Genomic DNA, 21,114 nt, shown 5'->3' with positions numbered 1-21,114 from the left:
TCCAAAGGGAAGGAATGCCTTTTTGTCGTAGACCACAAAATAGGATACAGAATAAAATAATAAATAGGCGATCTCTTCCTGGTAGAATACCGAGAAGTGATCGCCTAATGAATCATTTTTTATGAATGCTCTGATTGATACTACTTGCCGCCTTTCACTTCTTCAAGCAAAGACAGATCTAGAAATTCTTTTAAATCAAGCTCGTCGACCGTAACATCTTTAATGTAGCCCGCCTCAATTGACACCTTAGCCATCTCTTCGATAGCTTCTTGACTTACATCAGATGTCAATCTCATATGAGAGAGTGCTGCCTTAATTAGATCAATTTCTAGTCCCTTACCACTGAGTGTACTCAGACGTTTATTTATAAGTTCATAAGCTTCATCAGGGTTGGCATTAATGAATTCAATCGCTTCATTATTCGCTTTTATCGCTGCTTTTGCCAAATCTCTATGTTCACTAATGAACTTATCGCTTGCAACGAGGATAACGAGTGGATAGTCGCCGTTATTCGGAGGAATTTGATCCCAAGGAACGATAACCTTACCGATTCCTTCTTGTTCAATCTGCGTACCCCATGGTTCAGGGATCAGCGTTGCATGTACTTCATTCTGACGAAGAGCTACGAGCGTATCGGAAGGAGCGCGAGCTACAATTTGAGCACCGGAGCTATCCGTGGATACTTTGACTCCTTCTTGCTCCAGAAGCAGTCTAAGAGATAGTTCATTTGTACTCCCCTTTGTCGGGATAGCGATCGTTTTACCGACCAAATCTTGTACCGTACTTACTCCTGAATCTTTACCTGCAACTAGAACGGCGCCACCATTATCAGCGCCGGAAATGACTCGAAAGTTCTTGCTTTTAAGATATTGATTGGTAGATGGACCAGGGCCAACATAACCAAGATCAATCTGCCCCGTTGCAATTGCGGTTGAGAAGTCAGAACCATTATCAAAAGCCTGCACATCAATCTTCACATGGTCGCCCAGTTGCTTTTGAAAATAGTCTTTTTCCAATGCAATGTAACCAGCGGCGTGCGTAACGTTCTTAAAAATACCAATCTTAACCGTAACGGGATCTTTCTTCACAGCTTCCTCGGTCGAAGCCGCGCCTGTGTTTGTAGCTGGACTTTCTGATGCGGAATTATTACCTCCACAAGCTGCTAAAGTAAATACAAATATTACTGTCATAATAAGGCCTAATGTTTTTTTCATCTTCTTGCATCAACCCTTCTATACGTCTCAAATGTATTAATTCATATTAATTTAATCGGAATAATGAATAAAGTCAATTTTTATTTTTTATTCCTATTTGTCTAAGCCATAACGAACGAGTAATTTATCCTCTAGTTTCTTGAAACAGAAGTGATCTGAGATCGTTCCGAGTACTGCGATGATAATAACCACGTTAAGCATCAGTGCCGTATCACCAAGCCCTCGACCATCCTGTAGCAACTGTCCGAGACCAGCTCCATTGGCAATCAATTCTCCTGCTACGAGTGCGCGCCAAGCGAAGGCCCATGCTACTCTAACTCCTGTCATTAAATGAGGGAATGCTCCTGGGATGAGAATTTGGGTAAACATTTTCCAACTGTTTCCTGTTCCTAAGGTCTGCGCCGCACGGATATAAATGGGAGGTATATTCTTAATGCCTGTACGAGTGGCAATAGCCATTGTCCATGTAGCTCCTAAAGCCGTAATAAATATAACGGACTTATCATTAAATCCAAACCATATAATCGCGAAGGGTAGCCAAGCAATACTTGGAACAGTTTGAAGTGCAATCACGACGAATCCGATCGTGTCGTCAATAGTCTTCGATTTGGCAAACATGAGTCCGAGTAGTAGGCCTAAGGATAAGGATATTGTGAATGCGATCAATAGCCGTCTAAGAGAATTAATGATAGCTTCTAAAAGTTGTCCATGAGCAAATCCATTGTAGAAGGACTCTATTGTTTGAAACAGGGATGGAAATTTCCAACTCTCCCATCCAATGATTCTATATGCCGCCTCCCATACCACCAAAAGTGTGATCAGAAATATTGTTCTTTTTAAGACTGTAGGTGTCATCTCCCATTTCCTCCTTTACAACTTTCTCGAGTTCATCTGCCAGACATTCCATAATGGATCTTTCTACATGATGCAGTAACGAATCGGAGCTGGTTCTCGGCCTTGCGGCTTGCACAGAGAATTCTTTCTTGATGGTGCCTGGTCTTGTGGACATAACCAATACGCGATCCGACAAGGTGACAGCTTCTCTGATATTATGAGTGATGAACAATATAGTTTTTCCTGTTCTTAACCATATTTCTTCAAGTTCTTGATGAAGCACTAATCTAGTCTGTTCATCTAAAGCAGCGAAGGGTTCATCCATTAATAAGATTTGCGGGTCCATAATGAGTGCACGAGCAATAGCCGCACGCTGTTTCATACCACCTGACAGTTCATGAGGATAGCGGTCTGCGAATTTGCTTAAATGTACAGAACGGATTTGCTCGCGTGCAAGCTCATTTCGTTCCTTTTTCCCTATACCCTTCTGCTTCAAGCCAAATGCAACATTCTCAAGCACCGTCAACCAAGGAAATAAGCCGTGCTCTTGAAATACAACAACACGATCTGGCCCTGGTCCTGTAATGCCATCCCCAGCAACCTTGATAGATCCTTCATAGCTATTATCGAATCCAGCTATAAGATTAAGCACGGTTGATTTACCGCAGCCGGATGGACCGAGCAGAGATACAAATTCCCCTTTTTTAATCGTAAAGTTCACTCCGTCCAATGCTTGAAAGCTATTCCCATCACGTTGATTAAATATTTTACTGACATTGTCCACTTGGATCATCTTGATTACCCTCCCGTTCCATACGTTCAACTATGAAGAAATGTAACAATTATAAGTAATAATTTCTATAATTTACATACACTCTATTTTTATCGGAATAATTATAATTGTCAACCTATTTGGCTGACAAAAGCATCAAAAATGGATGGGATAAGAGCATGCAAACAGACCGTAATGGTCTCTATAGAACAGATATGATATAATCACAACACTATAAATAGCACGTCGGAGGTCATATGTTATCTTTTGAACAGAAACTTGAGATTCTAGAATCTTACCCTGAATTACAACGAAAGAACGTCTCGCTCGGTCGAGTGAATTTCCACTATGAGGAGAGTAAGTCGGATAAGAAGACGGTTGCCCTTCATCTCCATCCGAATGGTAATGGATTCATCTATGCAGGTCTTCTACCGGGTTATGCCCCTGATGATAGGGGATTCGTGAATATTCGAGACTATACTGCTGAGGAATTAAGGGAACTTGTAGATGCCTCCATTCGTTCTCTTTCTAGCAGTGGAGAAGTGGTTGAATCTGCAAATGACGATGACGATGTCCGTGAGAAGGGTCATGTCTACGGTTCTGAAGTGTGGATTAATGCTGATGGTGAATCGCTTACGCTTACACGTGATGAGGATCTATGGTATGTCTACACGGGAACTGTTATTGAAATGGTATTCGGAACGCTAGAAGAGGCGAAGGAATATTTGTGGGAAGAAGGATTTAATCTGTCAAAAGATTGATGCCCTAAGTCTTAATCAGTGCCTTACAGACAGCAATGAAGTATGTATGGAGTAGCGAAGGTGACGGTATGAAATGGGATTTGAATAACAGGAAATACTGTACAGAGAGAAGATTCGCAATAAATAGGCAACCGACGAAATCGTCAGCTGCCTATTTGAGTTATGAGTGAGTGTGAACAATCGGCAACATTCAAGTGTTTGTATTAGTATTTATATACCATGCTACAAAACCACTATAATAAAACCCTATTATTATCATATTGAGGCCTAATCCCCACCAAGTATAGGTTCGTGATCCCCTTCTTTTACAAATACCTATCAACCCAAGTAATAAACCTGGTATAAACACAGCTTCCGGAGGAATTAAATACATCATCTCTAGATCTTGTAGAAGTAAGCTTATATTTATAAGAGCTAATAATAGAAGTCCACAAAGAAAAGAGATCAGACCTGCTAGAGAGAATAGTTGGTTTATAACCGACTTTTTTCTGCTGTGTGGATCGTGTTTTTTTAAGAATGCCAGTTCCATATTCTCGAATCCTCCACTTTTAGAGTACGAATGATCGGGTTAGTTTCTATTTTTTTCAATTCATCAACAGGTCCGGTTACGACCATGCCATATATTTGTATGCCATGCTCCTTGATATAAGCTAATCTTTGAGGAAGAGAGAGTGAGAGTGCTCTAGACACTTTGGTAGCTAACTGTTCATTCTTAGATAATTGATTTAGAATCGATATAAATCGCTCTTCATTGGTTGTTGACTCACCTGTTGAAACAAAGAACGGAGACCAAAAATCATCGTCTGGTTGAAATGGATATCCAATAGGTGCCGTAAACACGCCATCATCATCTTTTTGAGAAGAGCCTGTATCTACAACAACCCATACAATATCAATATCGAGATTAGTTGAAATATCTTTCACTTGATCGGGTGAGATTATTTTATCAAATGATACATAGAGTTCTGCTACAGTTCCAGATGTCATGCCATTCAGTACTTCTAAATCTCTGTATTGATCGAATACCATCGGCTCATCTGGATGTAAGAATCCAGTACTCTCTGACGTATCGAATACATCAGGAACGGGTTTGTCAACTAAATGATTATATGTAACCTTAGAAACATGATCCATAAAAAAATGGACATCATATTCTCCAGTTCGTATATCTTCTTTTCCAATTCGTTTAAGGGTAGGGAAAAGAGCGTCCATTGAGAAAATTCCGATTCGTTTATCTATTGGCTGTACTGCTAATTTGGAGTTGGGCCTTGCCAACTTGGTGTTTGGTTCTGTTACATAAATAGTTTTACTAACGATATCTAATAACAGATTTTTCTCACGGCTATAATATAGACAAGAACCTAAGGTCAGAACAGGTAACACTAATAAAAGAATGGCAAGAATAATGAGGATTGTACTCACTTTGGCCTGAAATTTAGCTGTCTTTATAATTCTCCGTTCTTGAGTTTCGGTTAACTTGTGGATCGATTGATAGTCGGTCAGTGCTCGATTAAGATATTTGGAGTAATCATTGTCCTTCTCTAATGTTATGTCCTCTGAGTCATCCATCTTATGATCCTTCATTCATCAGTACCTCTCTTTGTAGTATGACTTTCAATTTTTTTCGACCACGTAACAAATGGCTCTTTAATGTATTTAGATTAAGGTTCAGTACATCAGCAGCTTCGTGGAGTTTCAACTGATGGAAGTCGCATAGTAAAATAACATGGGCTTCATGTTCAGGCAAAGCATGAATGAGTGCAAGTAACTGATCTAGTCCTTCCTTTTCCATTACACCATGTTCGGGGGTCTGCAAATCTAGTTGATCCTCCAAAGTATCTTGTAGAATGATTCTCTTTCGTTTACGTGTGTAATCAATGAATACATGGTATCCAACCTTGAACAGCCAGGGTTTAATGACTTCTATATCATTATTCTCTAAATGCAAATATGCGCGAAAAAATGTTTCTTGCACCATGTCTTCGGCTAAATAATGATCGTTTGTAAGAGAAAACAAATATCGGTATAGATCATTAACATACCGTTGGTACAGAAGCTCTAATTCCATGGTGTGCTCCTTTCACTGTAACCACGTATAGCATGTTAAAAAAGTTGCAAAAAGAGACAAATTCATGGGTGAATCGTCTAGGCATCTCCATTATTGATTATTTAATGAATACTCCCGCCACTTACCAACGCTGTCGCTTTGGCTGAAGTGGGGGTTTCTGATGTATCATCCAACTTATTTCAGGATGCTTAACATCAGTGGAGTTGACACGTTGATGGTCTGGTTACCATCCAACCCCTCTATCCCATTCGCTCCTTTGGCGGATACGTTTGGGAATACTTTTCGCATAATATTGGCTGCGCCATTTACATCGGCATGTATTAAGCCCTTACAATTCTTATACAGACCGCGATACACCCGTTTGCCTGAGAAGGTCCATGTCCCCTTTTCGCCATAACTCGGCAAGGGGTCTAGATCTAGGAAACTAGCTTTCGAGGTATACGCCTCTTCGGTCAGGATAACGACTATTCCCTGTTCTGTTGCCTTATACTTGATCATCTCGATGAGCATCTGATGGGGAATATGACTGAAGGACTGATTGTTTCGTCGTCCGATCCCGGGCGCTTGCTTCCATCCATCGTTATGCCCAATTACGATCGTACCGATGTTATGCTCCACTGCCAACGTAACGATATGATGACTTACCTTGTGGAAGATGTCTTTGATCCTACGGTGGCGCTTCAAATGGAGTCGTCCTAATCGTCTGGACGTGTACGCTCCTTCGCGTAGTTCCTTGCCCTGACGAAGAATGCAGGTATAGTACGCCTTCATCTTGTTGTAATACTGATTGATTGCTTTAACGATCTTGCCCTTCACGATGAGCGGTTTTGCTCCGGTCGTCGTGACGATGGTTGCAAGATTGTCGACGCCAAGATCAATGGCCAGCACGTGTTCTTGTACCGCTTCCTTCTTTTCCATAGGATAAGCGAAGATCATTTCAACCACGTATTGTCCATGGCTTGGAACAACACGCACTTGCATCAGTTGCCCGTCAATACAGCCCAGTTTACCGATGTTCAGTTGTAGCTTGGTCTTTGGAAACTTGAGACATTTCCGTTCTTTGATCACACAATCTTGATTGGAGAATATGACTTCCTTCACCCTGTTCCGAACGTACCCCGGAATATTAGGCTTGCCGTTGTACTTCTCAGGATGCTGGCGGTAGTCCTTGATACTGGCAAAGAAGGCATTCCAATTGTGGAACACCACCTTCATGATTCCCTGACTGCACTGCGTTGGGAGCGCCCGATAATCGATTTGATTCATCACCTTGAACAAAGCATCCAAGAAGTTATAATGAACAAAAGGACTCTCTTGCGAGGGTAGCTTGAACGGATGGGAACGGTTCTTTTCTCTTCGTCGTTCGTTCATGACGTCAATATGGGACGCCAGCGTGTCCAGAACTTCCTGTTGCAACGGCTGAAGAGGCTCATTCTTCCCAAAAGCGGTAACGATCTGTCGGATGTAAAAGTTGGTCGTGTTATACAGATTCTTGGCATCCTGACATGCTTGATCGAGGTACGCAAACAAGCGATGACCAGGCTTAACCCACACTTGATAGGTTCTGTACATTGACTTTGAATCTGACAAAGCTTCACCCCCTTACAGTCGCATGATGCGAACATACGTTCTATTTCTATTATACCTCTTAAGATATAAGAAGGGAAGAACATCTTGTGGAATTATTCAGGAGGTCGCCGATTCACCTCACTACTTATAGAAGTGGGAGTCCTCTCGGCGAAAAATGATAGAAAAAACACAGCCCTTAATCGTAATTGATTAAGGGCTGTGTTCTCTTATGTGAAGATAGCGTGAATGAGTGAGAAGTGTATCGACCGAGAACCCTAACCTTGAGCGGTGGGTGATTCTGTAGCAATAGAAGGTTTGTGCTTGAAGATTGGAACCAAGATCAGAGCGCCTATTAGCATAATCACTCCGGATACACAATAGATTTCTACGATTGGAAAGTGACTTTTGAGAACGCCTGCTAATGACATCATGATGACCATCATACCCATAAACATTGGACTGAGTACACCGTTTACACGACCAACGTAGGATTGTTCTGTCCATTGCAGAATTAACGTGTTGATTCCGATTTGAATACAAGGCATCGTGAGTCCATTTAGAAACTGAAGTGCTAATGTGAGAGGAACGCTTGTGGATAGTCCCATACCAACAATACATAAGGCACTAATGCTCATGCCAAAAGCAAGTAACATTTGTGGAGATACCTTTTTGGCTAGGGTCATAATAAGAGCACCACCAACCAGCATTGCGGCACCATTAACCATCAAGAGGAATTGTAGGAATTCTTTATCCTGACCAAGTCGCTCGGTAACTACAAACAGCCCCAGAGTCTGTATGATGCCAATAGAAAAACCAGCAATGGCAAATGTAGCTGCAAGGACCTTCAATACGGGGCTTTTCCATACATATCGAAACCCATCAGCCAGTTCTTTGCGTAAATTTAGAGCTTTAGTTTCATGAGTTGCCACCTGTACTTCATCAGGCGGGAGACGGAAGAGAATAAGAGCAGACAATAAGAACGCAACACCCATTACAGCTATGGAGATATGAATCCCGAATTGATTATATGAAAAAATACCAAGAGCGGGTCCCATAATCATAAAGATGGCCATAAGGGATTGGAACAATGCCATACCTTGCTGAAGCTGATCTGGATGGACATGTTGCTTGAATAGTTTCATGACGGATGGCTGAGAAAACTGTGAGAGTATCGCGGAGACGAAAGTGGCGAAGTAGATGGTCTCCCATGAACCGTAGAGTAACGTCATTAGGACGATAAGCACTGAAATGGAGGAAAGAAAATCACACCAGATCATGGTTCGTTTAGGTCGCCAACGGTCAGCGAACGCACCTCCGATGAAGGAGAATACAAAGATCGGTGCAAATTCAACAACAGAAATAAGTGAAATTGCCATAGGATCGTTATTTGTCTGATCGGTAACAAACATGAGAATGGCGAAGTTTCTGACCCATATTCCGATTTGCAGAAATAAATTTGAGATGAGTATGGTCTGGTAGAACCTGTTCCTGAATAAATTACCATTCATGGGCGACGCATGTGTCGCGTTTGCATTTGACATTGTTATACACTCCTATTTTATTGTCTATATGGATATTTTTCCTATATAACCATAAGTCATTGTGGGCTATTTGGGAAGAGGAAATAGGATTAAATTTTAGTTTTATTTAAGTACAAGGGCAAAAGTGGCTTATGAAAAGGTGACATGGTGGGCTTCTAAAGGGTGTAATTGCTTCACCGCGGGTACTGAGGTTCTAACAGACGAAGGGGAGAAACCTATTGAGGAAATCGAGGTAGGAGATAAGGTTCTTTCTAAGAATGAAGAAACTGGAGAACAGGCTTACAAGGAAGTAATCCAACTACATCGAAATGAGAAGGATACGACGTATAAGCTTTCCGTTGGAGACCAAATTATTGAAACTACCGATAATCATCCATTTTGGGTTGAAGGCAAAGGATGGGTACTTGCTGTAGACTTGAAGGTGGGGGATAGGCTAGTTCAAAGTAAAGGAAATTATCTAAAGATTGACAACATTGAAATTGTAAATCATGATACGAAAGTTAAAGTATACAACTTCACTGTTGCTGATTTTCATACTTACTTTGTTAGTAGCTTAGGCATTTGGGTTCATAATATTGAGTGTAAGTTGCCAAACGTCAAAACATACGAACAAGCACGAAATCAGGTGACGGAAATACTGGGAGACTTTGGTGAGGGTTCAAAAGCTTGGATTGGTGGAATGGAAAGTAGCTATGGGTATGATAAAGTAATTGGTAGAACATCAGCCGATGGTAAAAAACGTTGGAGACTTGATTGGGATTCAGAAAAAGGTATGCATATTAATATCGATGATTTTAGTAATGGTAAGGGAGACAAAGCTTACAAAGCCTATATTCCATTTGAAGGAAACGAAGCTACATTCAAGTCTTACATCGATATGTTAAATAAATAGGAAGGTGGTTAGTATGACTTTATTTGATGAATGTATTGAGGTACTCCTACCTGAAATCGAAGTACTACCCCTTAATCAACGGAATGAATACACCCGATTGATGACTGGAAATTACCCAATCTCAATGAATGGTAGAATTGACTGGGGAAAGGTAGGTGAAAAGCACAAGGTTAACACATGTAATGAAATAATTGCTGTTTTACAAAAACACTTTGATTTTGTTAGCTCTGATGTATTAATAATATGGGATGGGGCTCATTTGCCAATTGTGAAAAGTAAATTAAATAAAGTATTTGAGTATATTGATGATGTAACAGCGGTTGGTTTCGATACATGGATTTACTGTCCTGAACAAAAATATGTAATCGAGTTTTATCATGAAGGTGAAATAACAGTAGGTTATCTTAAACAGTAATAAAGTAATTCTGCTAAGACCTTGGGTATTTATCTCCAAGGTCTTTCTTTACCCCCACAACACTCAAAGCATACGGATATTGATGTGGGAGACCTTGGGGCGAGAACCTCATATTTAACCCCAACCCATTGCCGAAAGTTGCAGGAGCACCAAACCATGTAAGGGTCTATGGAAGAATGGATGAGAATGGCGCGATGGTATTTGATTACATGACCAGCGGTAAATAGTTGATGAAAGGTGGTGAGAGGAATGGATTTGAAGTCAATAGAACAGACTTTTAATCTCAGTTATGACTTTGAAAAGATGAAGGATTCTACCCAAAAAATACTTGAAGAACTTGTTTGTAAATGCTCAACCAATTTTCTGAAAGATGATGAGGCGAGTTTGCCAAATGGCTTAAGTTATTCAGATTTAAGAATACAGTATAAATATGTAAGTATATTCGTAAATAGTTTTGATAGGGAGTTCCCTTATTTTAGAATTTGTTTTGACTTGGTTCATCCAAAGACAGGGATTCAATTTTTCTACTATCATGTTGATTATAATATTGATGGTGAGTTCTCAGATGAATACTTTGGGAGATATTAAAGGATAGTTTGTATCTAATACCTGTAGATTGACCTTGGGGAATCAAATCCTTCAAGGTTTTTCTTTTACCCCAACCCATTGCCGAATGAATCGCTTTATCTTCAATCAAGTAAGATAACGCTGAACAAACCTCTACGTTATATTCGTATGATGCCTTTAGTGGGTTGAAACGCACGATTTATGCCGATCTTACAGAAGATATAGTAGATTATGACTTGGCGCATCTTACGACCACTTATAAAGATGCGAGTGGGAATAAACAAAGAGAACAGTCCGACTTATTAGGACAGATCACATTGCAAGAAGAAGGCAATAATGGTAGTTTCATACCTCTAGCGAAATGGACATATGATCTGGATGGTGATGTTCTCACTAGTCAGGATGGTAATGGACAAATTACGACATCTACGTATGATGCTCTAGGTAGATTGATCAGGTAGCAATGTAATTAAGTTTATCAACTATACGGGACAGACGACCGAATATAAGTATAATGATGATAATTTAGTAACGGGAATTACAACCCTAAGTGAAGGAATACCATACACCTACGATGCGGTAGGACGACGTACAAGTATGGTCGATGTCCAGTCCATGGGAGACACAGTATAAAATATAATCCATTGGATGGATCATTACAGACTTTACGCTACCCGGATGGTGCTCAGATCGGGTATACCTACAATAATCAAGCTCGTACAGGCTACACTTTTACAAGTGGAACGAACATCTGCTGGTAAATGGAAATCCAGAGAGTCATATCATATTGTGGTAGATAAGTATGGAAATATAATTGATAGATTTTAAAAGGAGGAAATGTTGTGAAATATGTAATTGATATAGAAAATGATGATAATGATGAATTTGAAAATCAAGCAGATAACGTTGGCGTATTGCAAGTTTTTGATAGCGAGGGAAATGACATAACAAAGCAATCGAAAGTATCGTTATTCTTAAGCAAAAATGCCCTTTTAGGCTTAGGAACTGAATTGATACGATTAGCTCATAACTATAAAGAAGGAAAACATTATCATTTAGAACCAGCTAGTAAAGATTGGATGGTTCAAACCCTAGGCATTTTTTTAACACCAAATAGTAGTAAATTCATAGTAGGATGTAGATGAAGATGTTATTGATGAATATTTTAAGGGCAGGAACAATTAATTTATCTATAATATGAATTTTTACATATAAGAAGAACTCACTATCAAGACCGAGATGGAATGGACTACTATGATAATCTTTAAAGGAGAGATTTAGTGTGGAGGCGTATCATTTTCATAATTTATATCATAAGTCCGAAGATAAAGGCAATATAGAAGTAATAAATTTACTTCATTCTTTTGTTGCAGATGGAGATGAATTGTTGTTTATGACTAATGGTATAACTCAATTTAATTCATTCTCAGTATACGAACGAGAAGTATTTAGAAATGGTGATTGGGTGCATCCATTCGATCCTCCAGGGGGCTATTATTCCAATCATATATGGTATGCTCCTAAATCAGATAAGGAAATCGAAGAAATCATTACAGAAGATTGGTACTTTACATGTATAGTTCATAAAGTAGGAAGGCCATTTTATGATAGAACATTCGTATTACACATGCACGATGAATTAGATGGTTACATCCTTTCGGTATACATTGAAGAACCAAACGTGATTGATGAAGTTCTACCTAGATTACAGATTTTTTTTGAAAATGGTCTAAAACTAGTCTAACATTTAAAAATCCACATGAGAGAGTATTCGCTCCATGTGGATTTTTATAAACCAACTGGAGGGATCAGCACCCTTGCGAGAGCCGCTTCTCAGCAAATGACATTTGAATATGAAGCTAACAGCTTATTGAAACGTCAAGCATCATCCAATAGCTTAAGTACAACCTTTAGTTACAATAGTTACGATTTATCGGGTGTGAACATTGGAGGAGTTTCATCTTCCCAGCAGTTCACCTACGACTATGATAACAACAAGAATATTATAAATCGAACACAGAACGGAACGACGGACCAGTTCACGTATGATTCTCTAAGTAGAATTGAGAGTGAACAAAGTGATGGAAAGGACAAAACGTTCACGTATGATGATCAAGGGAACCGGCTGACCATAGCAGGTGGCCAAATTTCCGGATTGAAGAATAGGAAATATACCTTTGATACATTGGATCGATTGATTGGAGTTACAGGTCAAGGTCAAGGAAAAGAAGCTATTGATGTTACCTATAGCTACAATGGAGATGGCTTATTATATGAACGTGTGACCAAGGATCAACGGATCCGCTATTATTATGATGAGGAAGGTAAGCTCCTAGCGGAAGCGACCGTTGGAGCGGATAACGCACCTCGAGTATCCTACTTCTATATTTATGATCTGGATGGCCGACTCTGGGCTCGTCAGAGTAAGACCAATGGCATGGAGTACTACCAGTTTAATGGACATGGTGATGTTGTTGGGTTAACCGATAAAGATGGTAATGAACTGAATAGCTACAGCTATGATATTTGGGGTAACCCAACGAATGAGAAAGAAGACGTTCCGAACGTATTCCGTTACTCCGGAGAATATTGGGACAGCGATACTGGACTTCAATACCTACGCGCTCGATGGTATGATCCCAATACCGCACGGTTCGTATCTAGGGATACGTATGAAGGGGAACTCACAAATCCGTTAAGTATGAATTTGTATTCGTATGTGGAGAATAATCCGTTAACAAATGTGGATCCTAGTGGACACCTGACGTTAAGTTGTGCTTTTCTATGTTTTGCATCAGGTACTGTAATCGAAACATCGAAAGGTCCGAAGGCGGTTGAAGACATTCAGGTAAACGACCGTGTATTGACAAAAGAGGAAGAGAGCGGCGAACTGAGCTATCAGCCAGTTGAGGAAACGTTTAATCGTATTACGAATGAAACGTATCATATTCATGTCAACGAAACAGAAATCGTAACCACGGCAGAGCATCCATTCTGGGTAGCAGGTATAGGTTGGATGGAGAGCCGAGGGTTGCAAGTTGGCGATAGTTTGATAGATGATGAAGGAAAGGAATACAAGATTGATCAGATTGAAATAAAAGCTGAAGAAACGACCGTCTATAACTTCCGTGTGCATAAAAACCATAACTATTTTGTAACGAATCTGAAGCTATGGACCCACAATTGCGGATACAATAATATAGGAGGACGAGTTAGTTCTGGACAAAGCATAGGTAGATCCGGTATGGGTAGTAGTGTGAAATCTTCTACTAAAGCGTCGGTCGGAAAGTCTACATCCATTAAACCAGGTACAACCATTAAGGCCTCGAAAAATTTAAATACAACACTGAGCCAAGCAAGGATTATAAAGAAGCTACCAATTAGTGCAAAACCGTCTCGTAAGAGCACGGCTAATACAGGATGGAGTATGCCTAAAGGTGGGGGAACAATAAGCAGTCGAAAATACTCAGAACATGCATTGGAGAGAATGGCTCCCAATACGCCGGAGGTAAGAGCAGAATTAACAACAAGAGCATATCAAAGAGCAAATCAGAGCGGATTGAAACCTGGAACTAAGGAGTATAATGACTTCATCAACAAACAAATTGAACCACGCGGGGTTACTCCGAGTGTAGTAGAGAATACCATCAAATATGGAACTAAGACTTCGGGAAATACACAGGGAACCTTCGTATATCAGAGTGACAAATTAAAAGTAGTCACTAATTCAAATGGAGATGTCATTACAGTTATACCACAATAGGAGGAGATTCAAATGTTTATTCAATTCAGTGAATATGACTTGTTAGAGTTATTTGAAACTGAACCAGTAGTAATTGGAGAATATGAAGCAGGGATGTGTATTTACAGTAAAATAGATGATTTTGGATTTAAACTAGTGTTGACTATATCTGTTTATGAGAATGAATGTCTAATTAGTTTAAATCACCAAAGTTATAGTGTTCCTATAGTAGAATTGAAATTGAAAGATGTCATAAAAATAACTAGAAATGATAACCGATTGATTATCTATTGTGATAATAGTAAGAAGCAACTTGAAGTATTGTTCAAACCGAATTTCTCATTTAACGAAATCATGATTTATAGTAGCTAGAAATAGTACAACAAAAAACCGCAGGAGTGCATCTCCTGCGGTTTTTTGTTGTGGGGGCTACCCATTGCCGAATGAATTCATCTTTCAACGAATAACACATATACCTTTGATACATTGGATCGATTGATTGGAGTTACAGGTCAGGGTCAAGGAAAAGAGACTGTCGATGTTACCTATAGCTACAATGGAGATGGCCTATTATATGAACGTGTGACCAAGGATCAACGGATCCGTTACTATTATGATGAGGAAGGCAAGCTCCTAGCAGAAGCTACCATTGGAGTAGATAACGCACCTCGAGTATCCTACTTCTATATTTATGATCTGGATGGCCGTCTTTGGGCTCGTCAGAGCAAAACCAATGGCATGGAGTACTACCAGTTTAATGGACATGGTGATGTCGTTGGGTTAACCGATAAAGATGGTAATGAACTGAATAGTTACAGCTATGATATTTGGGGTAACCCAACGAATGAGAAAGAAGACGTTCCGAACGTATTCCGCTACTCCGGTGAATATTGGGACAGCGATACTGGACTTCAATATCTGCGCGCTCGTTGGTATGATCCTAATACCGCACGATTTGTATCCAGAGATACGTATGAAGGAGAACTTACGAATCCGTTAAGTATGAATTTGTATTCGTATGTGGAGAATAATCCGTTAACAAATGTGGATCCTAGTGGGCATTGTGGTGTAAGTAGTTGGAGAGAGGTCGGAGATTGTGGAGTTGACTTCATACCCTATATAGGCGCAGCTAAAAGCATTCAAGAAGCAGCAACTGGGAAAAGTTTAGTGACTGGTGCGAAAATATCAACAGCAGATAGAGTTATTGGATTAGCCGGTGTAGTTCCGGCTGGGAAAATTGTAGCAAAAGCAGGTAAGGTAGCTGGAAAAGCAGTCGGAAAAGGCGCAAAAGCGGCTTATAAAAAGGTGGCAAAGTGGGCTTCTAAATGCAATTGCTTCACCACGGGTACTGAGGTTCTGACAGACGATGGGAGAAGAATATCGAAGACATTGAAGTCGGAGATATGGTTCTCGCCAAGGATGAGAACAACCCGGATGGAGAAGTAGGCTATAAGGAAGTAACTAATCTTTACCGCAACCAACGTGATGATATAATTAAGTTATATGTTGGTGAGCAGGTTATTGAGACGACCGACAACCATCCTTTCTGGGTGGAAGGTAAGGGTTGGCTGTTTGCAGATGAACTGCAAGTAGGGGATAAACTCCAGAAGGCTGATGGTAACAATCTTACGATTGATAAGGTTGAGTTCGTTAAACTTGATGAGGCTGTTACGGTTTACAACTTTACAGTTGCTGATTACCATACGTATTATGTGACGGACTTGGGTATTTGGGTGCATAATACGAACTGTATTAATCCCATTAGTTTATCGGATAAAAAGATGTATCAATTGGGTGATCATTTCGACAAATGGGGTAAAAATATGGGTTACGCTTCTAAAAAGGAATATGATGCAGCGGCTAAAGATTTTGCCAATACCTATCAGAAGAATTCAAGTGCAACAATTGTTGAAGGAACATGGAATGGTAAAGGCACATTAAATGGAACAAAGCAAAGAGCGATTACCTATGGTGGAAAAACTGTGGTAATCGATGTGAAGACAGGACAAGTAATAGATTTCCTTACTGGAACAGAGTACAAGGGAATAAATGTTGTTAAATTACAATGAGTAAGAGGTGACTTGAATATCATGATTATTAACGGTGTTAGCGTCGACTTTTTTCAACTTGGATGGGGAATGCAAGAACTAAAAGGGGAAATAAAATCTAGTTCCTTTGCTGAGGAAGAGTTAGACAATCACTATACCATAACAACAAATACCATGAAGTTTTGGGTAGATAAAAATCAAAAAAACATAACCCAAATAACGGTGTTTGGTGAATACGGAGGGAAATTCCTTGAAAAAATCGGTATAGGAAATACACTATCTGATCTGAATGATTTTGGCATTAGGTGGATAAAAGAGGATTATGTTTACAAACTGCCCGAATATCCTGGAATATGTTTTGAATTAGTGGATATTGACGATTGGGACGAGTTAGTAGCATCAATAGAGTTTATTTCAATTTATTGTTCGTAGTATTTGTTGACTTTGGGGGTTACCTCAAGGTCCTTTTTTTGACCCCACCCAGTCCCGAAAGAACTTAACCCTCATCACCCCCGTATAATATTCCTCTAATATACCTGTACGCACATAAATGCTTGAATTTTATAACCTAAGTAGCGCTTTAGCGTTACATATTACAGGTTCATTATGGTCAGATACCACCATGATTGACCTGTTTTTTGTTATCTTCGCTTTCTCACGGTTTTTTCAAAATGAATTGCAACTGTAAACTACCCTGTTCCGATAGAGAGGGTGAAGGGAAGGCGCATCTTTTAGGAAGGATAGCACGACTATTCATAGCAAGGGCGGCAAACTTATAGGTTTTTTGATTCTGTCCGCAACTGAACTGACCTTTACAGCGATTGTTACGGCGAAAGAAAAAACTCTGCTGATGAGCAGTTGACATAGAATGGGGTGCGATTCGGCTAGTCGCCCACTCGTACGAAGAAGCCTTTCCCTCTCAAGAGACTATTGCATGTAATTTAGGAATTAGTGAATCCACTGTAAAGTCGGCTATAACCTCACTGGAGGAAAAAATCTCATCAAAACAGTACGCAGAAGGGGGCAAGTAAATCGCTATAGAATTGACCAGTTAGAGGCTAACCCGTATCTAGTGCTCTCTGAGAACGTACATTTCTTCCTGAGACTTTATCAGCCAAGGTATATCAAGAAGACCCTGATTCAATCCGTCATTGCGAATATCATTAACGGCGACTCATATAAATCATATGCAAATAGATTGTATGAGGCATATCATTCGAAGCAACCGTATCTCGATATCGTAAACGAAGAGGAAAAGAATATCGAAGACATTGAAGTCTGGAGATATGGTTCTTTCCAAGGATGAGAACAACCCGGATGGAGAAGTAGGCTACAAGGAAGTAACGAATCTTTACCGTAACCAACGTGATGATATTATTAAGTTACATGTTGGGGAGCAAGTCATCGAGTCGACCGATAACCATCCGTTCTGGGTTGAAAGTAAGGGATGGCTGTTTGCAGATGAACTTCAAATAGGGGACAATCTCGAAAAGGCTGATGGAAGCAACCTTACCATTGACAAGGTAGAGTTTGTTAAACTGGATGAGCCAGTTACAGTCTATAACTTTACTGTTGCGGATTACCATACGTATTATGTAACGGACTTGGGTATTTGGGTGCATAATACGAAATGTAATTTGGATGTAGTTAGCGATAAATATCTAAAACAGAAAGGAATAGACGCTCATGAATTAAAGAAGGATGTACTCGGGAAAAAAGCAAAGATAGCGGAATATGACCTTTATGTAAATAAGGATACAGGGGAGCTTTATATTCAGCGTAAACCCAAATACAACAAGAGTGGCGAATTGCCTATTCCAACAGGTGAGAAAATAAAATAGGAGCGGTGCTGATATGGAGAATACCATTATTATGGTGGAGTTAAGCGCAATTGGCGATCACTTCATCCCAGATCAAATAACAGAGCGTTTAGCTATAAAACCAACTGAGCAGTACCGAAAAGGTAATTTCAGTAAAAGGAATGTTGAACGAAAGGAAAGTTGTTGGAGTATCAGCACAGGTTACGTCGAGACGCTATATGTATCAGATGTTCTGGCTCAACTCATTAATAAGATGTCAGGCAAAGAAACTGTGTTAATTGATTTGAAGAATGAGTTTGATTTGATATATAAAATTTTCATTATTATTAAAATTGAACAGAATCAAAAACCTGCAATATACTTGGAAAGTTCTTTTATCGAATTTGCTAATGCTATTAATGCAGAGGTAGATTTTGATTTGTATTTGCATTAAGTTGTAAAAGACCTTGAGATGGTAATCCTCAAGGTCTTTCTTTTTACCCCTACCCAGTGCCGAATGAATGGGGCGCGGTTATGTCCATAAGAACTTAACCTTCATGACTTCCGTATGATATTTCTCCGAAACAACTGTATGCACATACAAAATGCTTGAAAATATAACACATGTAGGCGTTGATTTACATAAGCGGTCACATACTACAGTAGTTATCAACTGTTGGAACGAGAAGCTAGAGGTCATCGAGTGTGAGAACAAGCCATTGGCTTTCGGTGGCTATGTCGGAGGACGAGCGGCGTTCGGAAGTTCATTCTCAGTATACGAACGAGAAGTATTTAGAAATGGCGATTGGGTGCATCCATTCGATCCTCCAGGGGGCTATTATTTCAATCAAATATGGTATGCCCCTAAATCAGATGAGGAAATTGAAGAAATCATAACAGCAGATTGGTACTTTACATGTATAGTTCATAAAGTAGGAAGACCATTTTATGATAGAACATTCGTATTACACATGCACGAAGAATTAGTTGGTTACATCCTTTCGGTACACTGTGAAGAACCAAACCTGCTTGATGGCGTTCTACCTAGATTACAGATTTTTATTAAAAATGGTTTGAAACTATTCTAAACACTTAGAAATCCACATGAGAGAGTATTGCTCCATGTGTTTTTTTAAAAACAGCTGGGGGGATCAGCACCTTTGCAGAAGCCTCTTCTCAGCAATTGACATTTGAATATGAAGTTAAAGTAAGAGAGGAAGTGTGAAATATGAAGAGACTACAGTGTCCTTGCTGTGACAAATTCACTATAGAAAGCGAAGATGAGGTTGTTGTAGATATTTGTGATGTATGTTTTTGGCAGTTTGATGCTGTGGCTCATGCTAAGCCTGACATAAGCATAGGAGCAAATCATATTTCATTATATCAAGCTAGAGAGAATTACAAACAAATCGGTGTGTACAAGCTTCAATATAAGAACTTGGTTAGAGAACCGTTAGCAAAAGAATTGCCAAAGAATAATTTAGAGTAGATACCCTCCTGACCTTGATTGGCTTATGCCATTTAAGGTTTCTCTTTCCGGTGGGGCTACCCAGTGCCGAATGACTCAATTAACCCATCTAATACCACTATAGTAATTCAAAAGTATAACCTAAAGGTCATATAGGTCAATTATGGTCAATATCCATGATTGACCTATTTTTAGTTCTATGTGTTTTTCCTAGTACAACCTAATCTATTGATCCCGCAGAACAAACCCTGGAACCAGACGGATGTAAATTAATTCCCCAACCAATTCCACAATGGTCTGCGTGACTATAACGGCGGCTGCAATCGTGGACCATTCATCCGGTAAGGCTAATGCCAACGGAAGAACAACGAGTGAGTTACGCGTTCCTGAACTGAAAATGAGTGCTCGACCTGCTCCAATATCTAAATGGAATAGCATAGCCATTAATCTTGCTATTGCTGGCATGAGGATAAGAAACACAACATAAATCGGAATGACGTGAACAATGACGTTGAAATCGGCATAGACCTTCTCAATCTGAGATGCCACGACAATGATCAGGGCAAGTGCCATGAACGGAACGGGCAACCAAGCGGTTGCTTGTAGTACAGATTGTCCCTTGGGTCTACGGTTAGCCCATACTTGTGTAAGTACGGCAAAAAATAATGGCAACACAATCAAGGTGAGGAACGCTTCTACAAACGGACCTACTTTTACAATACTAGTCGCTTCTTTTCCTATAAATAACCACAGGTATAACGGCAGTAATATCATTTGAACGACGAACAGAATCGGTGTTGCAGCTAACATTAACTTCTCATTTCCACGCCCTAGCTGTGTGAACACAATAACGTAATCGATACACGGCGTAAGTAAAACAAGGTAAACTCCAACTAGGACAGAGGGAGTCTGTGGGAATAGTTGTGTAAGTAGCCAGACGACAATGGGAACGAGTATGAAATTAGTAATGAGTAATGCGGCGATAAATTTTCTGTTCGATAGGGACTTCCTTAGGTGGAGAAAAGGAATCTGTGCAAACATGCTATACAACAGAATGGCTAGAATGGGAGAAATGGTGTAGTACAGAAAGGAACTTACGTTAGGACTTGCCATGCCTATCATAGTTCCAATGAATAGAGAGACTACATAGATCCAAATTTGTTTATTCTCAAGTTGTTCTCTTGTGATCACTTGAATGAGTAACCTCCTAATCAGATATGTAAAAGGGCGTTTTATAACCTAAAGGTTCACTATTATAATCATACAGTACTGCACTCGAAGAAAGTAATGAAATAATCCAAGAATGCGCCGCATATAGAGCTCTCCCAAAAATAAGGGATTGGCTATATTTGCAACTGAATGTATTATAGATATAACTATTAGAGGATTCTGATCACTATTTTAAATTATTCGATGGGGGATTT

General features: G+C 39.8%; 25 protein-coding genes and 1 pseudogene. 17 read left to right on the top strand and 9 right to left on the bottom strand.

Going from position 1 to position 21,114, the window contains the following annotated elements:
* Window positions 1-140: 140 nt before the first annotated feature.
* From AC1D69_RS15185 to AC1D69_RS15175, 3 genes are all read right to left on the bottom strand, one after another.
* The gene (locus AC1D69_RS15185; protein ID WP_495456990.1) at window positions 141-1,190 is read right to left on the bottom strand and encodes an ABC transporter substrate-binding protein; all 1,050 of its coding nucleotides are present in this window, start codon (window positions 1,188-1,190) and stop codon (window positions 141-143) included.
* A gap of 117 nt (window positions 1,191-1,307) precedes the next feature.
* Window positions 1,308-2,069 carry an ABC transporter permease gene (locus tag AC1D69_RS15180; protein WP_495456989.1) on the bottom strand — a complete coding sequence of 254 codons (762 nt, stop codon included), beginning with the start codon at window positions 2,067-2,069 and terminating at the stop codon, window positions 1,308-1,310.
* Window positions 1,999-2,841: an ABC transporter ATP-binding protein gene (locus AC1D69_RS15175; RefSeq protein WP_495456988.1), complete on the bottom strand. Its 843-nt coding sequence runs from the start codon at window positions 2,839-2,841 to the stop codon at window positions 1,999-2,001. The genes AC1D69_RS15180 and AC1D69_RS15175 overlap by 71 nt, the downstream gene beginning before the upstream one ends.
* Before the next feature lie 236 nt (window positions 2,842-3,077).
* Here AC1D69_RS15175 and AC1D69_RS15170 point away from each other — a divergent pair, with 236 nt between their 5' ends.
* Window positions 3,078-3,581, top strand: a complete 504-nt coding sequence (locus AC1D69_RS15170) for a hypothetical protein (protein ID WP_495456987.1) — start codon at window positions 3,078-3,080, stop codon at window positions 3,579-3,581.
* 190 nt (window positions 3,582-3,771) lie between these two features.
* On the opposite strand, the gene AC1D69_RS15165 is transcribed toward AC1D69_RS15170, so the two are convergent.
* The 5 genes from AC1D69_RS15165 to AC1D69_RS15145 all read right to left on the bottom strand — a co-directional run bounded on the left by AC1D69_RS15165 (window position 3,772) and on the right by AC1D69_RS15145 (window position 8,759).
* On the bottom strand, window positions 3,772-4,110 hold the full coding sequence (locus AC1D69_RS15165) for a hypothetical protein (protein WP_495456986.1): 339 nt from the start codon (window positions 4,108-4,110) through the stop codon (window positions 3,772-3,774).
* The gene (locus AC1D69_RS15160) at window positions 4,092-5,165 is read right to left on the bottom strand and encodes an anti-sigma factor C-terminal domain-containing protein (RefSeq protein WP_495456985.1); all 1,074 of its coding nucleotides are present in this window, start codon (window positions 5,163-5,165) and stop codon (window positions 4,092-4,094) included. Before AC1D69_RS15160 ends, AC1D69_RS15165 begins: the two co-directional genes overlap by 19 nt.
* Window positions 5,152-5,649, bottom strand: a complete 498-nt coding sequence (locus AC1D69_RS15155) for a sigma-70 family RNA polymerase sigma factor (RefSeq protein WP_495456984.1) — start codon at window positions 5,647-5,649, stop codon at window positions 5,152-5,154. The genes AC1D69_RS15160 and AC1D69_RS15155 overlap by 14 nt, the downstream gene beginning before the upstream one ends.
* Window positions 5,650-5,823: 174 nt before the next feature.
* Window positions 5,824-7,221 (bottom strand): RNA-guided endonuclease InsQ/TnpB family protein, encoded by a 1,398-nt coding sequence (locus AC1D69_RS15150; RefSeq protein WP_495457125.1) that lies wholly within the window; start codon window positions 7,219-7,221, stop codon window positions 5,824-5,826.
* Window positions 7,222-7,493: 272 nt separating this feature from the next.
* Window positions 7,494-8,759 carry an MFS transporter gene (locus tag AC1D69_RS15145; RefSeq protein WP_495456983.1) on the bottom strand — a complete coding sequence of 422 codons (1,266 nt, stop codon included), beginning with the start codon at window positions 8,757-8,759 and terminating at the stop codon, window positions 7,494-7,496.
* A gap of 163 nt (window positions 8,760-8,922) precedes the next feature.
* Here AC1D69_RS15145 and AC1D69_RS15140 point away from each other — a divergent pair.
* From AC1D69_RS15140 to AC1D69_RS15065, 16 genes and pseudogenes are all read left to right on the top strand, one after another.
* A pseudogene (locus AC1D69_RS15140) lies at window positions 8,923-9,651 on the top strand (polymorphic toxin-type HINT domain-containing protein); the annotation flags it as partial.
* A 13-nt stretch (window positions 9,652-9,664) separates the two neighbouring features.
* Entirely contained in the window at window positions 9,665-10,066 is a 402-nt protein-coding gene (locus AC1D69_RS15135; RefSeq protein WP_495456982.1) for a CDI toxin immunity protein, read from the top strand.
* A gap of 249 nt (window positions 10,067-10,315) precedes the next feature.
* The gene (locus AC1D69_RS15130; RefSeq protein WP_495456981.1) at window positions 10,316-10,654 is read left to right on the top strand and encodes a hypothetical protein; all 339 of its coding nucleotides are present in this window, start codon (window positions 10,316-10,318) and stop codon (window positions 10,652-10,654) included.
* Between the two features lie 164 nt (window positions 10,655-10,818).
* Entirely contained in the window at window positions 10,819-11,094 is a 276-nt protein-coding gene (locus tag AC1D69_RS15125) for an RHS repeat domain-containing protein (protein ID WP_495456980.1), read from the top strand.
* A 381-nt stretch (window positions 11,095-11,475) separates the two neighbouring features.
* Window positions 11,476-11,778: an Imm32 family immunity protein gene (locus AC1D69_RS15120; RefSeq protein WP_495456979.1), complete on the top strand. Its 303-nt coding sequence runs from the start codon at window positions 11,476-11,478 to the stop codon at window positions 11,776-11,778.
* 137 nt (window positions 11,779-11,915) lie between these two features.
* On the top strand, window positions 11,916-12,377 hold the full coding sequence (locus tag AC1D69_RS15115) for a hypothetical protein (protein WP_495456978.1): 462 nt from the start codon (window positions 11,916-11,918) through the stop codon (window positions 12,375-12,377).
* 15 nt (window positions 12,378-12,392) lie between these two features.
* The gene (locus AC1D69_RS15110; protein ID WP_495456977.1) at window positions 12,393-14,396 is read left to right on the top strand and encodes a polymorphic toxin-type HINT domain-containing protein; all 2,004 of its coding nucleotides are present in this window, start codon (window positions 12,393-12,395) and stop codon (window positions 14,394-14,396) included.
* Window positions 14,397-14,408: 12 nt separating this feature from the next.
* Window positions 14,409-14,747: a hypothetical protein gene (locus tag AC1D69_RS15105; protein ID WP_495456976.1), complete on the top strand. Its 339-nt coding sequence runs from the start codon at window positions 14,409-14,411 to the stop codon at window positions 14,745-14,747.
* Between the two features lie 114 nt (window positions 14,748-14,861).
* Window positions 14,862-15,821 (top strand): RHS repeat-associated core domain-containing protein, encoded by a 960-nt coding sequence (locus tag AC1D69_RS15100; protein ID WP_495456975.1) that lies wholly within the window; start codon window positions 14,862-14,864, stop codon window positions 15,819-15,821.
* The gene (locus AC1D69_RS15095; RefSeq protein WP_495456974.1) at window positions 15,779-16,444 is read left to right on the top strand and encodes a polymorphic toxin-type HINT domain-containing protein; all 666 of its coding nucleotides are present in this window, start codon (window positions 15,779-15,781) and stop codon (window positions 16,442-16,444) included. The genes AC1D69_RS15100 and AC1D69_RS15095 overlap by 43 nt, the downstream gene beginning before the upstream one ends.
* Before the next feature lie 21 nt (window positions 16,445-16,465).
* On the top strand, window positions 16,466-16,855 hold the full coding sequence (locus tag AC1D69_RS15090; protein ID WP_495456973.1) for a hypothetical protein: 390 nt from the start codon (window positions 16,466-16,468) through the stop codon (window positions 16,853-16,855).
* A 431-nt stretch (window positions 16,856-17,286) separates the two neighbouring features.
* Window positions 17,287-17,454 carry a helix-turn-helix domain-containing protein gene (locus tag AC1D69_RS15085; protein ID WP_495457124.1) on the top strand — a complete coding sequence of 56 codons (168 nt, stop codon included), beginning with the start codon at window positions 17,287-17,289 and terminating at the stop codon, window positions 17,452-17,454.
* Between the two features lie 240 nt (window positions 17,455-17,694).
* Window positions 17,695-18,264: a polymorphic toxin-type HINT domain-containing protein gene (locus AC1D69_RS15080; protein ID WP_495456972.1), complete on the top strand. Its 570-nt coding sequence runs from the start codon at window positions 17,695-17,697 to the stop codon at window positions 18,262-18,264.
* 13 nt (window positions 18,265-18,277) lie between these two features.
* Window positions 18,278-18,676: a DUF4279 domain-containing protein gene (locus tag AC1D69_RS15075; protein ID WP_495456971.1), complete on the top strand. Its 399-nt coding sequence runs from the start codon at window positions 18,278-18,280 to the stop codon at window positions 18,674-18,676.
* Between the two features lie 151 nt (window positions 18,677-18,827).
* A complete protein-coding gene (locus tag AC1D69_RS15070) occupies window positions 18,828-19,310 on the top strand; it encodes a hypothetical protein (protein WP_495456970.1) in 483 nt (160 codons plus the stop codon).
* A gap of 140 nt (window positions 19,311-19,450) precedes the next feature.
* A complete protein-coding gene (locus AC1D69_RS15065; RefSeq protein WP_495456969.1) occupies window positions 19,451-19,711 on the top strand; it encodes a CPCC family cysteine-rich protein in 261 nt (86 codons plus the stop codon).
* A 204-nt stretch (window positions 19,712-19,915) separates the two neighbouring features.
* Here AC1D69_RS15065 and AC1D69_RS15060 read toward each other — a convergent pair whose 3' ends face one another.
* Window positions 19,916-20,881, bottom strand: coding sequence for an arsenic resistance protein (locus tag AC1D69_RS15060; protein WP_495456968.1), 966 nt, complete (start codon window positions 20,879-20,881; stop codon window positions 19,916-19,918).
* Between the last annotated feature and the right edge of the window lie 233 nt (window positions 20,882-21,114).

The sequence above is a fragment of the Paenibacillus sp. Y301 genome, assembly GCF_059445505.1.
This window is presented reverse-complemented; position numbering and strand designations above follow the sequence as displayed.

Bases quoted from the DNA above. Each gene is read 5' to 3' on its own strand.
- AC1D69_RS15185 (WP_495456990.1), bottom strand. From the start codon at position 1,190: ATGACAGTAATATTTGTATTTACTTTAGCAGCTTGTGGAGGTAATAAT.
- AC1D69_RS15180 (WP_495456989.1), bottom strand. From the start codon at position 2,069: ATGACACCTACAGTCTTAAAAAGAACAATATTTCTGATCACACTTTTG.
- AC1D69_RS15175 (WP_495456988.1), bottom strand. From the start codon at position 2,841: ATGATCCAAGTGGACAATGTCAGTAAAATATTTAATCAACGTGATGGG.
- AC1D69_RS15170 (WP_495456987.1), top strand. From the start codon at position 3,078: ATGTTATCTTTTGAACAGAAACTTGAGATTCTAGAATCTTACCCTGAA.
- AC1D69_RS15165 (WP_495456986.1), bottom strand. From the start codon at position 4,110: ATGGAACTGGCATTCTTAAAAAAACACGATCCACACAGCAGAAAAAAG.
- AC1D69_RS15160 (WP_495456985.1), bottom strand. From the start codon at position 5,165: ATGAAGGATCATAAGATGGATGACTCAGAGGACATAACATTAGAGAAG.
- AC1D69_RS15155 (WP_495456984.1), bottom strand. From the start codon at position 5,649: ATGGAATTAGAGCTTCTGTACCAACGGTATGTTAATGATCTATACCGA.
- AC1D69_RS15150 (WP_495457125.1), bottom strand. From the start codon at position 7,221: ATGTACAGAACCTATCAAGTGTGGGTTAAGCCTGGTCATCGCTTGTTT.
- AC1D69_RS15145 (WP_495456983.1), bottom strand. From the start codon at position 8,759: ATGTCAAATGCAAACGCGACACATGCGTCGCCCATGAATGGTAATTTA.
- AC1D69_RS15135 (WP_495456982.1), top strand. From the start codon at position 9,665: ATGACTTTATTTGATGAATGTATTGAGGTACTCCTACCTGAAATCGAA.
- AC1D69_RS15130 (WP_495456981.1), top strand. From the start codon at position 10,316: ATGGATTTGAAGTCAATAGAACAGACTTTTAATCTCAGTTATGACTTT.
- AC1D69_RS15110 (WP_495456977.1), top strand. From the start codon at position 12,393: ATGAGAGAGTATTCGCTCCATGTGGATTTTTATAAACCAACTGGAGGG.
- AC1D69_RS15105 (WP_495456976.1), top strand. From the start codon at position 14,409: ATGTTTATTCAATTCAGTGAATATGACTTGTTAGAGTTATTTGAAACT.
- AC1D69_RS15095 (WP_495456974.1), top strand. From the start codon at position 15,779: ATGGTTCTCGCCAAGGATGAGAACAACCCGGATGGAGAAGTAGGCTAT.
- AC1D69_RS15090 (WP_495456973.1), top strand. From the start codon at position 16,466: ATGATTATTAACGGTGTTAGCGTCGACTTTTTTCAACTTGGATGGGGA.
- AC1D69_RS15075 (WP_495456971.1), top strand. From the start codon at position 18,278: ATGGAGAATACCATTATTATGGTGGAGTTAAGCGCAATTGGCGATCAC.
- AC1D69_RS15070 (WP_495456970.1), top strand. From the start codon at position 18,828: ATGCTTGAAAATATAACACATGTAGGCGTTGATTTACATAAGCGGTCA.
- AC1D69_RS15065 (WP_495456969.1), top strand. From the start codon at position 19,451: ATGAAGAGACTACAGTGTCCTTGCTGTGACAAATTCACTATAGAAAGC.